We start from the raw sequence: 14,402 nt of genomic DNA on the forward strand, positions 1-14,402 counted from the left end.
ATTTTGCCGGGGCCGTCAACCTCCGGTGCCGCAGGCGCGTCAGGTGTAGGCACCGTTCGTCCAGACCCGGAGGGCAGAGCCCCATGCCTACTCCTGAGATGAGACGCGAGGATCTCGCCGGGACCACCGACCGAGAGCGGCGGGCGCGTCTCGCGCTCGACGCGATACGCCGCCAGGGCCCAGAGGCGGTGCAGGAGGAGACGCTGCGCCTGAAGTCCGAGCTGTTCCGGCAGTACGGGTGGGAGGGGTACCAGCGGGTCATCGCCAAGATGGAGAGCGACCTGGCGCGGCTGCACGAGTCGCGCTGACCGTTCAGGCGGCCGACGGGCAGGTGAGGTGGCGTCCGAGCCACTCGGTGACCCGCCGCACGAACGTGACGCGGTTGACCCGCCGCCGGATCTCGTGCCCCTCGTCCTCGAACAGCAGCAGCTCGCAGGGCACCCCGCGGGCCCGGGCCGCGCCGACGACCTGTTCGGCCTCGTACACCGGGACGTTGGTGTCCCGCGCGCCGTGCACCACCAGCAGGGGAGCGGCCAGGCGGTCGAAGGCGTGCAAGGGCGACAGCGCGTGCAGCAGATCGCGGTCGGCCTCCGGATGGCCGTACTCGCTCACGGCGGCCGCGGCGATCCACGGCTCGGTGCGCTCGTAGAAGGTGGCGAAGTCGGCCATGCCGCACACGTCCACCCCGGCCCGGAAGAGCCCGGGGTAGGTGACGAGCGCGGCCAGCGTGAGATAGCCGCCGTACGACCAGCCCATGCAGGCCATCCGGACGGGGTCGGCGAGGCCGGTCCGCACCAGGAACGCGGCGCAGTCGGCCACGTCGTCGATGGCGCGGAACCGCAGCGCGTGGTTGTCGGCCTCGCGGAAGGCCCGGCCGAACCCGGCCGAGCCGCGCACGTTCGGCGCGAAGACGCCGATCCCGGCGGCCACCAGGCACTGGTACAGCGGGGTGAACGCGGGCCGCTCCTGGTCCTCCGGCCCGCCGTGCAGGAAGAGCGCGTACGGCGCCGGGCCTCGCGCGCCGGGCGGGCGGTAGAGCCACCCGCAGATCTCCAGCCCGTCGCGGGCCGGAACGCGCACGAGCTCGGCGTCAACGGCCCCGGCGACGCGTCCCGCCCCGGCGAGCGTCCGATACCGGCCCGTGTCGAGGTCGCACGACACCACCTGTGCGGGCTGGGCCGGCCCTTCCACCGCCAGCACGGCGATCCGGTCGTCCAGCGACACCCTGATCGAGGTCACCAGCTCACCCGGCGGAGGGGGCAGCGGGCGCCGCATCGGGCTGCCGGCGGCGTCGGCGGCGGCCCCGCCGGTGACGAGGGCGGTGTCGGCGACGCCCCCGGCGTGCCCCCAGCCGTGACCGCCGTCGCCCGGCTCCAGCACCTCCAGCTCCGAGCGGCCCGCGACGTTCCACACCAGCACCAGACGGCGGCCGTCCGCGCCGAGCGCGAAGCGGTCCAGCTCGGCGTCCGGGCGCTCGGCCAGCACCACCGGGCCGCCGCCCCGGCTCACCGCCACCAGCGCGGCGCGGTCCCGGCCCGCGTCGGACAGCAGGTAGGCGGTCTCGCCGTCGGGGGACAGGACGCCGTAGTCGGTCGAGCCGGGCAGGTCCGCCAGCAGCGGCTGCTCCGTGCCGCCCAGGGTCAGGTCCCTGAGGTACATGCGCCGCATTCCCCTCGGGCCGCGGCGCAGCAGCACCCGCGCGTGGTCGCGGCTCACCGACTCCGGATGCACGAGCGGCCCGGCCGCGACGGTCTCCCGGCTCCCGGTGCCCGCGTCGACCAGCAGGGCCTCGGCCGGCCCGGCCGCCGAGACCTCGGCCGCCAGCAGCAGGTCGCCCCGGCCGGTCCACCGGACGAACCAGGCGGACCCGCCCTCGGGCGCGGCCAGCGGCCGCAGGTCGCCGCCGTCCGGCCGGACCGTCCAGACCTGGGTGTGCTCACCGCCGCCGGGCACCACGAGCACGGCCAGCCGCTCGCCGGTCGGCGACCAGCTCACCTCGGCCACCGGCTCGGGCCCGGTGTCGACGGCCCGCGCCCCCGCGCCGGGCCGCGTCGGCTGGACCCAGACCCGCGGCGTGCCGTCCCGGTCGCTGACGTACGCGACGGCGCCGCGGTCCGGGGCCAGGGCCGGCGTCCGGCAGTCCCACGCCCTCAGGAAGGCGGCTCCCGGGAACACGGCCTCCGGGAACGCGGCCTCCGGGAACGCGGTGTCGTGGGACACGGCGTCGGGGAGTTCGGTGCCGAGGAGGTAGTCCGCCATCAGATTCCCTGCGACTGCAGCCACATCTCCAGCAGCCCGAGCTGCCACAGCGTGTTGACCCCCGTCGTGGCGCGGTCGGCCCCCGGGTCGTCCAGCAGTCTCGCGACGTACGCCGGATCGAACAGGCCCCGGGAGCGGGCGGCGGGCGCGGTGAGCGCGTCGCGCACCAGGTCGAGGAAGGGCCCGTCGATGTGCCGGATCGCGGGCACCGGGAAGTAGCCCTTCGGCCGGTCGACGATCTCGCGCGGCAGCAGCGCCCGCGAGGCCTCCTTGAGGATGCCCTTGCCACCTCCGGCGAGCTTCAGCTCGGGCGGGCACGCCGCCGCCAGTTCGACCAGCTCGTGGTCGAGGAACGGCGTGCGGGCCTCCAGACCGTGGGCCATCGTCATGTTGTCCACCCGCTTGACCGGGTCGTCGGCGAGCATCAGCCGGGTCTCCAGCCGCAGGACGGCGTCGATCGCGGTCCCGGCGCCCGGCCGGTCGAGGTGGTCGCGGACGACGCGGGCGCTCTCGTCCTCCCCGGCCAGGTGGGCGGGCGCGACGATGCCGGCCAGGTCCTCGTGCGGCCGGTCGAAGAACGCCCTGGCGTACGCGGCGAAGGCGCCCTCGCGGGGCACGGCGGCCACGGGAGGGAACCAGCGGTACCCGGCGAACACCTCGTCGGCGCCCTGCCCGGACTGCGCCACCTTGACGTGCCCGGCCACCTCCCCGGACAGCAGGTGGAAGGCGACGCAGTCGTGGCTGACCATCGGCTCGCTCATCGCCCGCACCGCCTCCGGCAGGCCGGACAGCAGCCGGGAGTCCTCGATGAGGATGCGGTGGTGGGCGGTGCCGAAGCGCTCGGCGACCAGGTCGGAGTAGCGGAACTCGTCGCCCGCGTCGCCGCCGGCCGCGTGGAACCCGATGCTGAACGTCGACAGGTCCCGCTGACCCTCCTCGGCCAGCAGCGCCACGATGACGCTGGAGTCCAGGCCGCCCGACAGCAGCACGCCCACGGGCACGTCCGCGACCATCCGCCTGCGGACGGCGGCGCGCAGCCGGTCGAGCACGGCCTCACGCCAGTCGTGCGCGTCCATCCCCTCGTACTGCCGCAGCCGGGTGAAGGGCGGGTCCCAGTAGACCGTGTCGCGGGACGTCCCGTCGGCCTCGACCGTGCGCACGGTCGCCGGCGGCAGCTTGCGCACGCCGGTGAGGATCGTGCGCTCGCCGGGCACCAGCGAGTGGAAGGTCATGTAGTGGTGCAGCGCGACCGGGTCGATGTCGGTGCTCACCTCGCCCGCGGCGAGCAGCGCGGGCAGGGTGGAGGCGAAGCGCAGCCGCCGCCCGTCCCCGGACACGTACAACGGCTTGATGCCGAGGCGGTCGCGGGCGAGCGTCAGCCGGCCCGTGGCCGGTTCGAAGACGGCGAAGGCGAACATCCCCGCGAAGCGGCGCACGCAGTCGGGTCCCCAGTGGTGGAACGCCTTGACCAGGACCTCGGTGTCGGAGCCGGAGAAGAAGTGGTATCCCTCGTCCCGCAGTTCCTCGCGCAGCTCCCGGTAGTTGTAGAGGCAGCCGTTGAAGACCGCGGCCAGGCCGAGGGAGGGGTCGGCCATCGGCTGGGCCGCCTTGTCCGACAGGTCGATGATTTTCAGGCGCCGGTGGCCGAGGGCGACCGGGCCCTCCGACCACAGGCCCGAGCCGTCCGGGCCGCGATCGTGCATCGCGTCGGTCATCCTGCCCACCGCGCCGATGTCGGCGCGCCGCCCGTCGAACCGGATCTCGCCGCTCAGTCCGCACATGTCGTCCTACCTCCCGGCCCCAGCGAGCCGGCGGTCTCCGGACCTCGTCTCGGCGAGGAGGAGGTCCACGACGTCGGTCAGGCGGCCGCCGCGCCGGAACGCCTCACGCTGCCGCGCGGCCGAGCCGCCGTCCGCCAGGGCCCGCTCCGCGAGGGACGAGACCAGCGCCCAGTCGCCGGACTCCTCGAGTTGTGGCCGCAGCCCTGTCAGCATCCGGCCGATCACCTCGCGGGCCGGCCCCGGCACGCCCTCGACCGGGTCGACCAGCTCGCCGTCCAGTCCCGAACGCGCGGCCCGCCAGGAGGCGGCCCGCACCAGTTCCGTACGCACGGACTCCTCGGCCGCGGCGGGCGAACCGCCGGCGGCGAGGGCGTCCAGCTCCCGCGCGACCAGCGCGCGGAACAGCCCGGCGATCAGCACGATGTCGTCCACCCGGGGGCAGGCGTCGCACACCCGCAGCTCGACCGTGGGCACGTGCGCCGACGGCCGGACGTCGAAGTAGAGCATGCCGGGATCGCTGATCACCCCCGACCGCACCAGTTCGTCCACCATCGCGTCGTACTCCTCGGCCGACTCGAACCGCGCCGCCGGCCCGGCGGTGGGCCACCGCTGCCACACCATCGACCGGAAGCTCGCGTATCCGGTGTCGGCGCCCATCCAGTACGGCGAGCTGCAGCTCAGGGCCAGCAGCGGCGGCAGCCAGGGAGCCAGCCGGTGCGTCACGGCCACCGCCAGGTCGCGGTCGCGCACCTCCGCGTGCACCTGCGTGCCGCAGATGAGCTGCTCGCGGGCGAGCGCCTGGTAGTCGGCCAGCATCTGCTCGTAACGCGGATCGGGGGAGATCTTCATCGTCTCGGGGTCGACCAGCGGGACCGTCCCCGCGGCGACGATGCCCAGGCCCAGGCCGTCCGCCGCCGCGACCACGTCGGCCCGCAGCCCGGTCAGCTCCCGCGACAGGTCCTCCAGCCTGGTGACCGGGCGCGTGTTGGCCTCCACGACCGAGCGTTGCAGCTCCTGGGTGAACCGGTCGGGGGGCAACTGCTGGAGGAGCAGACCGGCGCGCGGGACGGGCTGTCGTGTTGCCAGGTCCACGACGTGGAACTCCTCTTCGACGCCGACCGCCATGTCCCGCGCGAAATCCGTCATATGACCGCTCCCCAGGCTGATGAGTGCTTTCGTGTCCTCTGCCCCGAAAGTCGGCTTACGCACTTCTCTGGTTTGGCATGGTGATGAAAGTTACAGGTCCTCACCGGAGGGTCGCCCAGCTCACCGCGCCCACCGATGGGGCCGCCCGGCCGAGACCTTGACGCGAAGGGGCCACCCGGCCACGATCGCCGCGTTCCGAGCCGACCGCGAGCGCAGGGAGCCCGATGAACGGCCGCGCATCTTCCTTCCGACGCCGCGTCTGGGCGGCCGCCGTCGCCGCGGTGCTGCTGACCGCCTGGCCCGCCGCCACGCCGGCCGGGGCGGTCGACGACCCACCCGCGCCGGTGACCGGCAACGCGACCTATTTCGACGCCCTCGGCTCGCCGTACGGCGGCTGCGGCATCCCGCAGTCGGAGCTGGACTCGCAGGACTTCGTCGCGCTCAACGTGTACGACACCCCCGGGGACTACGCCTTCTACCCCCGGCCTCTGACCGGGGCGAACGCGTCCAAGGCCGGGCTGTGGAACAACGGCCTCAACTGCGGCCGGTACGTCAAGGTGACGATCTCCGACTACTGCACGGGCGTCAACGACGGCGGAGCCGGCCAGCCGTTCTGCCGCAACGGCTCGTGGGTCTCCGACGCCTACAACGGCGCCACGCTGACTATGATCGTCGCCGACAGCTGCGGCGACCCCAACGGCTGGTGCCGCGACGACCGCTACCACCTCGACCTGTCCAAGCCCTCGCTCAACAGGTTCGCCAAGAACGGGACGCCCGTCGGGGACATGTACCCCAACCACTGGAACAACCGCCACGTGACCTGGTCGTTCGTCCCGGCGCCCGGCTACAGCGGCGACATCCGCATCGGGTTCATGAAGGGCGCGCAGGCGTGGTGGCCCGCCATCGCGGTCTCCCACCTGCCCAACGGCATCCACGGGGTGGAGTACTACGCCGACGGCGCCTGGAAGCAGGCCCAGATGAACTCCGACATGGGCCAGTCGTACATCATCGGCGGGGTCACGCAGGGCGCCACCCGCTTCCAGATCCGGGTGCGCGACGCGTCGGACGCGCTGGTGAACGGCGGCCGGGTCTACACCTTCGCCCTGCCCGCGTCCTGCGGATCGCAGTGCGGCACCGACTACACGGAGGCGAGCTACACCACGACGACGCCCAGCGGGTCGCCCTCGCCCTCGCCGTCCGCCTCACCGTCGGCCTCCCCGTCGGCCTCCCCGTCCGTTTCGCCCTCTGCTTCGCCGTCGGCGTCCCCGTCGGCGTCCCCGTCCGCCTCGCCCAGCGCGTCTCCCTCGGCCAAGCCCGGGAACTGCCAGGTGACCTACCAGGTGGCCAGCTCCTGGCAGGGCGGGTTCACGGCGAACGTCACGGTCAAGAACACCGGCGCCGCGGCCTGGACGGACTGGGCGGTCGCCTGGGACATGCCGTCCGGGGTGAGCCTCGTCAACGCCTGGAGCGCGACCGTGACGACCGGCGGCGCCCGCTGGACGGCGAAGGCGCCCTCGTGGGCGAGGAGCCTCGCGCCCGGCGCGTCGGCGAGCTTCGGCTTCCAGGCGTCCGGCCCCTCCACGCCCGGGGCGAGCGGCATCACCTGCTCCTGACCTCCGGCCGGCTCGCCGCCCCCGGACGGCGGTGAGGGGGCCGGCCTCGCTCCGGCTTCCACCCCTGTCCCGGGCGCCGCACCCGCGGGAGGAGAAAGGTCCCGCGGCGGCGGGACCAGCGGCCCTGCCCCTGACGGGGCGCAGGGGGTCGGATGGGGGCAGGAGCAGAAGGAGGAGCCATGACCCAACCCGTCATCGTGGGCACCGACGGATCGCGCGCCGCGACCGCCGCGGTGGAGTGGGCCGCGGGCGACGCGGCGCGCAAGGGCCTGCCGCTGCGGATCGTCCACGCGGTGGACCGCCTGCCGTACGAGATCGCGCGCTATCCCATCCCGGTGGAGGACCAGCTCGACCGGGCGGGCCGGCGGATCCTGGAGGAGGCCGAGCAGGCCGTTCGGGAGACCCATCCGGCCGTCCGCGTCACCACCGCCCTGATCGAGGGCGACCCGTCCCGGGTGCTGCGTCAGGAGGCCGGGAACGCGGCGCAGATCGTGGTCGGCAGCAGGGGACACGGCGGGTTCGCCGGCATGCTGCTCGGATCGGTCAGCATGCACGTCGCGGGCCAGGTCGACGCCCCGGTCGTCGTGGTGCGTCCCGGGGTGTCGGCGCCCCACGGGCTGGTCGTCGCCGGTGTCGACGGCTCCGACGAGGCCGGCACGGCGCTGACCTACGCCTTCGAGGAGGCCCGGCTGCGCGACTGCCGTCTGCTCGCCCTGTACGCCTGGCAGCTTCCGGTGCACGCCTTCGCGCCCGAGATCACCTACGACGTCGACGAGGTGCGCAAGGCCCAGGAGGACTACGTGGCGGACATGCTGCGGGCCCACCGGGACCGCTACCCCGACGTCCGCGCCGAGATGCGGGCCGTGTGCGCGCACCCGGTCGCCGCGCTGGCGGAGGCGGGGGAGAAGGCCGACCTGCTCGTCGTGGGGTCGCGGGGACGGGGAGCCGTCGGCGCGGCGGTGCTCGGCTCGGTGAGCCGGGCGGTCCTGCACCACGCGCACTGCGCCGTCGCGGTGGTGCGGCCTCCCCGGAGCTGAGACCGGTGCGCGAGAGGCCTCATCGGCGAGTTGAGAGTCGGTGACGGCCGAGCAGCGGCTTCCCCGAAAAAGTCTCACAAAGGACTTGAATGGGACACTTGAAGGAGGAAATCCAGCGAGAAAAGGACCTCGTGTGACCGAGAACGACGTCATCGAATTCACGACCGGCCTCCCGGGCGTCGTCGCCTTCACCGCGGGCGAGGACAACGGCGCCCCGCGGGCCGCGTGGGGAGACACCTTCTTCTACTACGACCCCGACGACGTGCCGGCCAACCGGCAGATGCCCTTCGCCACGATCGTCGTCACGGATTACGAGGGGTTCGACACCGCCTCCGACCTGAACCGGCCGGGCGTCTTCCGGGTCAACATCGGCGTCGGCCGCGCCGTGTTCGAGGAGCTGCTCGGTTATCCGCCGGCCGCGCACCCCGCCCACCATGAAACGGTGGACTACCGCGCACCGGACCGGATCCTGCCTCACCCGGTCTACGCCGCCCAGTCCTGGATCTGCGTGCTCAACCCCGGCGACGCCACGGCCGAGCGGGTGCGTACCCTCCTGACCGGCGCGCACGCCCGCGCGGCCGCCCGCCACAGGACCGGTGAGCAGGCCACCCGCGCGTGACCCGGCGGGTGTTACCGTGACCCCGCAGATGCGATCTTCGAGGAGGTCTCGTGTCGGTTCTCGTCGCGTTCAGCGTCACGCCGATCGGCGCCGGTGAGGATGTCGGAGAAGCGGTGGCGGAGGCGGTGCGCGTGGTCCGCGCGTCCGGGCTGCCCAACCGCACCGACGCCATGTTCACCACGGTCGAGGGGGAGACGTGGGACGAGGTGCTCGGCGTAGTCAAGGACGCCGTCGCCGCCGTCGAGGCCCGCTGCTCCCGCGTCAGCCTGGTGCTCAAGGCCGACGCCCGAGCGGGTCAGGGCAGGCTCGACGCCAAGGTCGCCACGGTGGAGCGCCACCTCGCCGAGCGCCAGTCCTGATCACGGCCGCGGACGCGCCGCACCGCCGCGTACGGCGGGTCGTCAGGGGGAGGCCGCCATGGCGGTCTTCAGCGCCGCGCGCGACAGGCGGTCGGCGGCGCGCGTCGTCTCGGGGAGCCGGTGACGCGGGGTCAGGGCGAGCACGTGCCGGCAGGCGGTCTCCAGGTCGACCCGATGGCCGACGGAGACGAAGACCGGCTTGACGCCGTCCCGGGTGCGCAGCACCCGGCCCGTCACCTGGCCGTCCAGCAGCAGGTCGCTCCACGCGCCGCGCTCCCGGCCGGGCTGCCCGAAGGAGCCGACGAAGGCCGTCTTGCCGACGCCGATCGTGGGCAGCCCGGTGAGCACGCCGAGGTGGCACGCGAGACCGAACCGCCGGGGATGCGCCAGGCCGTACCCGTCGCAGACGATCAGATCGGGCGTGACGGTGAGCCGCTCCAGCGCCTCGACGAGGCTGGGCAGCTCGCGGAAGGCGAGCAGGCCCGGCACGTAGTCGAAGGCGGCCCGTCCCGGCACCGTCACCTGCTCGACCACGTCCAGGGTCGCCGCGTCGAGCACGACGACCGCGGCGGCCAGCAGGTCCTCGGCGTAGGCCACGTCCACCCCCGCGACCAGGGCGGGGTCACGGGGACCGGGGCCGGTCAGGTCGAGCCGGGACCGCAGGGCGTCCTGGATCGCCTCCGCCTCCTCGACGGTGGCCGGGGCGGTGACGGCACAGACCTCCATGCGGCGACCATAACGCCCCGGCGGCCCGGTCGAGTCACCTCAGACCGGCACGCTCGCGCCCTCCAGCACGCGCATGAAGGCGCGCGGCCATTCGGGCAGGCTGGCCACGGCAGGAGACCATCACGCCGTCCACCATGTCCGGGCCGTCCGCGAAGGTCGCCCTGATCGAAACCGCGCCCCCGGCTCATCGTGAGCGGCGGTGCTCGACCACGCGGTCGCTCCGGCCGGGGAACACCATGATCAGAAGGTGCTGAGGCGTCCCCGCCTCCCAGTCCGGCTGCCGGTAGTGGACGCGGATCCGGTAACGGCCCTTGCCGCGGAACGCCAGATTCGGCAGGGGCTCTCCCCCCATCGGGTCCCTGAGCTCGATGTGGCCGGTGGGGCTCCGGTAGCCGATCTCCACCACCCGGTGCCAGCCCTTCACTTCTACCGGGGGCCTCGTGCGGTAGGTCTCCGTGGTCACACAAATGTCGTAGTCGGAGTGGCTGAGGATCATCAGGTGCCCCGGAACGGCGGCGACAAGATCGTCGTTCTGCGCCGTGTCCAGCAGGCCGTCGTCGAACGGGTCCGACGGCATGCTCTCGTCGTACTCGAAGGACTCCAGGACGCCGTAGTCGGTCCACGTCCGCTCGCGGGCGACGCGTACGGGTCTGATCAGCGGCCGGTGGCGGGAGCGGTCGCACACCTTTTGGTCGGCGGCCTCCCGCGCCCGATACTCGGCCTCCTCGGCGTCGATCGCCGCCTGGATCTTCGTGGCGGCCGGGGGACAGATGGGGGCGATCAACCCCTCGTCGGCGTGCGGGCCCGGGTAGACCTCGCACATCGCCCGCCCGTACGCCAGCAGGTCCCGGTCGGAAACCGTCGTGAAACGGCCACTGCGGCGCACCCCGCAGATGAACGCCCGTTCGCCGGTCGGCACCCTCGCCGCGTCGCCGTACCGGGGCGCGCACTGGGCGGCCGTGGTGACGCGGCCGTACGCGAGGTCGGCGGCCGGCAGCGTGGCCAGCAGCGCGAGCACCGCGAGCGGCGGCCCGGCTCGCCGGACGGCGCCGGCGATCGCCGAGGGCGGCCACTCGGTGGCCTGGCCGTCGGCAGGGCCGGATTCCTCGGCCGGTTCGGCATCGAGGTCGGCCGCGGACCGCCTGGCCCGCAGCAGCGGGACGGCGGCGGCGAGCGCGGCGGCGGTGGCGATCGCCGGCGGCGTGACGCCGCCCAGCTCGGCCAGCCGCTCCGCGGGCCACTCCAGGAACTTCCCCGCCTCGTCGGCGACAGTGGTGAGCAGGAGCAGCAGGCCGCCCGCCCGGCCGAGCAGCCGGTTGGGCGTGACGGCCTGCCGGTGGCTGAGCAGGGCGACGGCGGCGATCACCCTCCCGGTCGCCGGGACGGTGGCGCCGAGGACGTACCAGATCGACCCCGGCCCGGGTGCGGACAGAGCGAGCAGCAGGGTGAACGGCCCGCTCACGAGCAGGGCCCACAAGGCCAGCCGGAAGGCCCCGAGCCTCCGGTGCAGCAGCACCGCCAGCAGCGCCCCGAGGACGACAGGGCCGTAGGCCGACGCGATCGCCAGTCGCACGGGGTACTCGATCGGTGTCGCGCTCAGGCCGTAGAACGCCGTCGCCCGCGCCTCGTCGGTCACCTCGTCGCCGAGTTCGGACAGCAAGGACGACAGCAGCAGATAGAGGGCGATGGCCCGCAGCGCCGGATGCCGGGCCGTGAAACGGATCCCCTCCGCCGCCTCCCGCCACAGCCCCGCCCTCGGCGGCGGTGGCCTCTCGGCGGCGGAGACGCCGCGGAACAGCGCCGCCGCCACGGCCAGCCCCAGGCCGACGGCGAACGCGAACGTGAGGCCCGGCCAGTCGAGCACCGTCAGCATGACCGGCACGACGACGATCTGCGGCAGCGCGGTCAGCAGGGCGTTCGCCGGTAGCAGGCGCCCACGCCGGACGACGGACGGCAGGTACGCGTCCTGGCCGACCGCCGCCACCGACGCGAGGACGCCCGTCGCCATGGTCACCGTGAGGAGATGCGGCCAGGCGGCCGACCCGAGAGTTCCGGCCGTCGCGACGGACGTCACCGCCACCGCTCCCAGCAGGGCCGACAGCACCATGACCGCCCGCCGCCGCGCCCGGTCGATCAGCACTCCCAGCGGCAGCGCCAGCAGGACGATCCCGGCCTGCTCCACGATCCCGCCGAGGGTGATGACCACCGGTGGCGAGGTCCTCCAGGTGGCGGTCACCAGAGCCGTGTCGGCGAGCGAGAAGGAGGCGCACAGGGCGGTCGCGGCGAGCGCGAAGAGCGGGAACCGCGGGAGGCTGGGGGAGGCCATCCGATGATCTTCGCCGCGACCGCCCGGTCCACGCAAACCGCCTCCGGCCCGCGTCCATCCGTGTCGGATTCGCGAGAGGCCGGAGGCCGTGCATCCGGCTCCCGCGGCCTCGGCCCGTGCCGCGGCGGGGTGTCTCCCGCCCCGATCGAGGTCCGGCCGTCTCAGTAGCCCCGCGCGGGGTCGATCAGGCCCAGCAGCGGCTCCCCCCGCAGGTAGCGGGCGACGTTCTCGCGCACCCGCTCGGCGAGGCTCTCGGTGAGGCGGGTCTGCGGGTTGGCGCTGTGCGAGGTGATCAGCACGTTCGGCTCGGACCACAGGCCGTGCCCGTCCGGCAGCGGCTCGGGGTCGGTGACGTCGAGGGCCGCGCCGCCGATCTCGCCGGCGCGCAGCGCGGTGAGCAGGGCGTCGGTGTCGACGAGCTCACCCCGCGCCACGTTGACCAGCCACCCGTGCGGGCCCAGGGCGCGCAGCTCGTCCCGTCCGACCATCCGGTACGTCTGCGGGGTGGCGGGCGCGGCCAGGATGACGTGGTCGGCCCGTGGCCAGACGGCGGCCAGGCCCCCGAAGGGCACGGTCTCGGCCGCGCCCTCGACCGGCCTGCCCGAGCGGTTGACCGCGAGGACGCCCGCGCCGAGCGCGCGCAGCCCGGGGACGACGGCCCTGCCGATCCCGCCCGCGCCGACGACGGCCACCGTGCTGCCCCGCAGCGTTCCCGGCTGGTCGCGCCGCCACGTACGGCTCCGGGCGGCGGCAGGCAGCCGGTGCACCCCGGCCAGCAGCAGGGCGAGGGCGTGCTCGGCGACCTGCGGAGCGTAGGCTCCGGCCGCCGAGCACCACACGCGCGTGGAGTCGACGAGCCCCTCCCGGGTCCAGCGTTCGACGCCCGCGGAGGGCAGCTGGACCCAGCGCACGGTCGGCGTCAGGTACTCCCGGACGCCCTCGGGCCGCGAGTCGGTCCAGACCAGCGCCTCCGCGCGGCGCGGATCCGCGACGACCTCACCGCCGGCGGCGCGGACCGACTCGACGATCAGCGGCGGGTCCGCCGGGGCCACGCAGACGGTGAGCACGCGCCCGTCCTCTCCTGGTCACGCCGGGCGCCCGCGCGTCCGCGGCTTTCCCCCCACATTACGGTCCGCCCGCGCCCGCCGATCACCGGCCCGGCTCGCCGCCATGGAGGCCGCGCCGTCAGTCGATCTTGTTCGGGTGCAGGACCACCTTGGTCCAGCCCTCTTCCCGCGCGTCGAAGTGCTCGTACGCCTCGGGCGCGTCGTCGAGGTCGAGCTCCTGGGAGACGATCCAGGACGGCCGGGCGCCACTCTCGTGGATGAGGGAGCACAGCTGGCGGTTGTAGTTCTTGACGTTGCACTGGCCGGTGCTCATCGTCTGGCCCTTCGACCAGAAGGTGCCGTAGTCGATGGCCACCTCTCCCCGCTGGTAGAGCTTGTCGCCGCCGCCGGGGTCGCGGGGGACGAACAGGCCGACCACGGCGATGTTCCCGGTGAACTTCACCGACCTGACCAGGTCGTTGAGCGTCATGTTGGGACGCTCGGCGCCCTTCGGATCGTGTGCCTGGAAGCCCACGCACTCGCAGCCGCGGTCGGCGCCCAGGCCCTGGGTGAGCTCCAGGACCTGCTCGACGGGAGAGGACCGGGAGTCGTCGATCGCGATCGCGCCGATCTCCTCCGCCTTTCTCAGCCGGTCCGGATGGTGGTCGATGACCATCACGCCGCTCGCGTTCCTGAGCAGGGCCGAGTAGGCGGCCATCAGGCCGACCGGGCCCGCGCCGTAGACCACGACGGTGTCGCCCGGCTGGACACAGGCGAGCATGGTCGCGTGCCAGCCCGTGGGCCACACGTCGGCCAGCATGACGTAGTCGGTCTGCCGCTCGTACGCGTCCTCCGGCAGGACGAGGCAGTTGAAGTCCCCGTACGGCACGCGCAGCAGCTCGGCCTGGCCGCCGTTGTACGGGCCCATGTCGGCGTAGCCGTACGCGGCGCCGGCCAGGCCCGACGCGGGATTGGTGGTCAGGCAGAAGGCCGTCAGGCCCTGCTCGCAGTTGGCGCAGAAGCCGCACGAGATGTTGAACGGCAGGCACACCATGTCGCCGACCTTGACCCGGTCGACGGCGTCCCCGATCTCGACGACCTCGCCGAGGTTCTCGTGGCCGAGGACCCGGCCCGGCTCGAAGCTGGTCCTGCCCTCGTACATGTGCAGGTCGGAGCCGCAGATGTTGGACGCGGTAACGCGGACGAGGACGTCGGTGTGCCGCTCGATCCGGGCATCCGGCACGGTGGTGACGCTGACCTGCCGGGGGCCTTCGTAGACCACGGCTTTCATGGCTACCCTCAAAGGCGATCGTTTCGGAAGACGCGTGCGAACAGACGCGGCGCGGCGCCTCCGCGACGGCGGCCCGGGCCGATGTGCGCTGTATCGGTGTGAGAGGCCGTACCCCGCCGGGCGGGGCGGAAACCGGCGCGCCCGCGTGGCGGCTGGGCGACCGGCCGCGCCCGGTCACGTGGGAGGGGCCGTGCGGCCC

General features: G+C 73.8%; 12 protein-coding genes. 5 read left to right on the forward strand and 7 right to left on the reverse strand.

Annotated features, from left to right (window positions below):
• Positions 1-98 precede the first annotated feature (98 nt).
• Entirely contained in the window at positions 99-308 is a 210-nt protein-coding gene (locus ACWEQG_RS22620; RefSeq protein ID WP_169988874.1) for a hypothetical protein, read from the forward strand.
• A gap of 4 nt (positions 309-312) precedes the next feature.
• Here the strand turns inward: ACWEQG_RS22620 and ACWEQG_RS22625 are convergent, their stop codons facing one another.
• The 3 genes from ACWEQG_RS22625 to ACWEQG_RS22635 are packed head-to-tail and all read right to left on the reverse strand — an operon-like array spanning position 313 to position 5,186.
• On the reverse strand, positions 313-2,259 hold the full coding sequence (locus tag ACWEQG_RS22625) for a prolyl oligopeptidase family serine peptidase (RefSeq protein WP_452287427.1): 1,947 nt from the start codon (positions 2,257-2,259) through the stop codon (positions 313-315).
• Positions 2,259-4,040: an N-acetylglutaminylglutamine amidotransferase gene (locus tag ACWEQG_RS22630; RefSeq protein ID WP_452287429.1), complete on the reverse strand. Its 1,782-nt coding sequence runs from the start codon at positions 4,038-4,040 to the stop codon at positions 2,259-2,261. The genes ACWEQG_RS22625 and ACWEQG_RS22630 overlap by 1 nt, the downstream gene beginning before the upstream one ends.
• Positions 4,041-4,046: 6 nt before the next feature.
• Positions 4,047-5,186, reverse strand: a complete 1,140-nt coding sequence (locus ACWEQG_RS22635) for a carboxylate-amine ligase (RefSeq protein ID WP_452287431.1) — start codon at positions 5,184-5,186, stop codon at positions 4,047-4,049.
• Positions 5,187-5,410: 224 nt separating this feature from the next.
• Between ACWEQG_RS22635 and ACWEQG_RS22640 the strand changes: the two genes are divergently transcribed.
• The 4 genes from ACWEQG_RS22640 (at position 5,411) to ACWEQG_RS22655 (ending at position 8,814) form a co-directional block, all read left to right on the forward strand.
• Positions 5,411-6,799 (forward strand): cellulose binding domain-containing protein, encoded by a 1,389-nt coding sequence (locus ACWEQG_RS22640; protein ID WP_452287433.1) that lies wholly within the window; start codon positions 5,411-5,413, stop codon positions 6,797-6,799.
• Between the two features lie 179 nt (positions 6,800-6,978).
• A complete protein-coding gene (locus tag ACWEQG_RS22645) occupies positions 6,979-7,836 on the forward strand; it encodes a universal stress protein (RefSeq protein WP_452287435.1) in 858 nt (285 codons plus the stop codon).
• Between the two features lie 133 nt (positions 7,837-7,969).
• Entirely contained in the window at positions 7,970-8,455 is a 486-nt protein-coding gene (locus ACWEQG_RS22650) for a DUF6194 family protein (RefSeq protein WP_452287437.1), read from the forward strand.
• 50 nt (positions 8,456-8,505) lie between these two features.
• Positions 8,506-8,814 carry a thiamine-binding protein gene (locus tag ACWEQG_RS22655; protein ID WP_452287439.1) on the forward strand — a complete coding sequence of 103 codons (309 nt, stop codon included), beginning with the start codon at positions 8,506-8,508 and terminating at the stop codon, positions 8,812-8,814.
• A gap of 42 nt (positions 8,815-8,856) precedes the next feature.
• On the opposite strand, the gene ACWEQG_RS22660 is transcribed toward ACWEQG_RS22655, so the two are convergent.
• The 4 genes from ACWEQG_RS22660 to ACWEQG_RS22675 form a co-directional block, all read right to left on the reverse strand.
• Positions 8,857-9,540: an endonuclease V gene (locus tag ACWEQG_RS22660; protein ID WP_452287441.1), complete on the reverse strand. Its 684-nt coding sequence runs from the start codon at positions 9,538-9,540 to the stop codon at positions 8,857-8,859.
• Positions 9,541-9,724: 184 nt separating this feature from the next.
• On the reverse strand, positions 9,725-11,866 hold the full coding sequence (locus ACWEQG_RS22665; protein ID WP_452287442.1) for an MFS transporter: 2,142 nt from the start codon (positions 11,864-11,866) through the stop codon (positions 9,725-9,727).
• A 161-nt stretch (positions 11,867-12,027) separates the two neighbouring features.
• Positions 12,028-12,933 (reverse strand): D-isomer specific 2-hydroxyacid dehydrogenase family protein, encoded by a 906-nt coding sequence (locus ACWEQG_RS22670; RefSeq protein WP_452287444.1) that lies wholly within the window; start codon positions 12,931-12,933, stop codon positions 12,028-12,030.
• Between the two features lie 118 nt (positions 12,934-13,051).
• Positions 13,052-14,203 (reverse strand): glutathione-independent formaldehyde dehydrogenase, encoded by a 1,152-nt coding sequence (locus ACWEQG_RS22675; RefSeq protein WP_452287446.1) that lies wholly within the window; start codon positions 14,201-14,203, stop codon positions 13,052-13,054.
• Positions 14,204-14,402: the final 199 nt, after the last annotated feature.

The sequence above is a fragment of the Microbispora sp. NPDC004025 genome, from assembly GCF_053604425.1.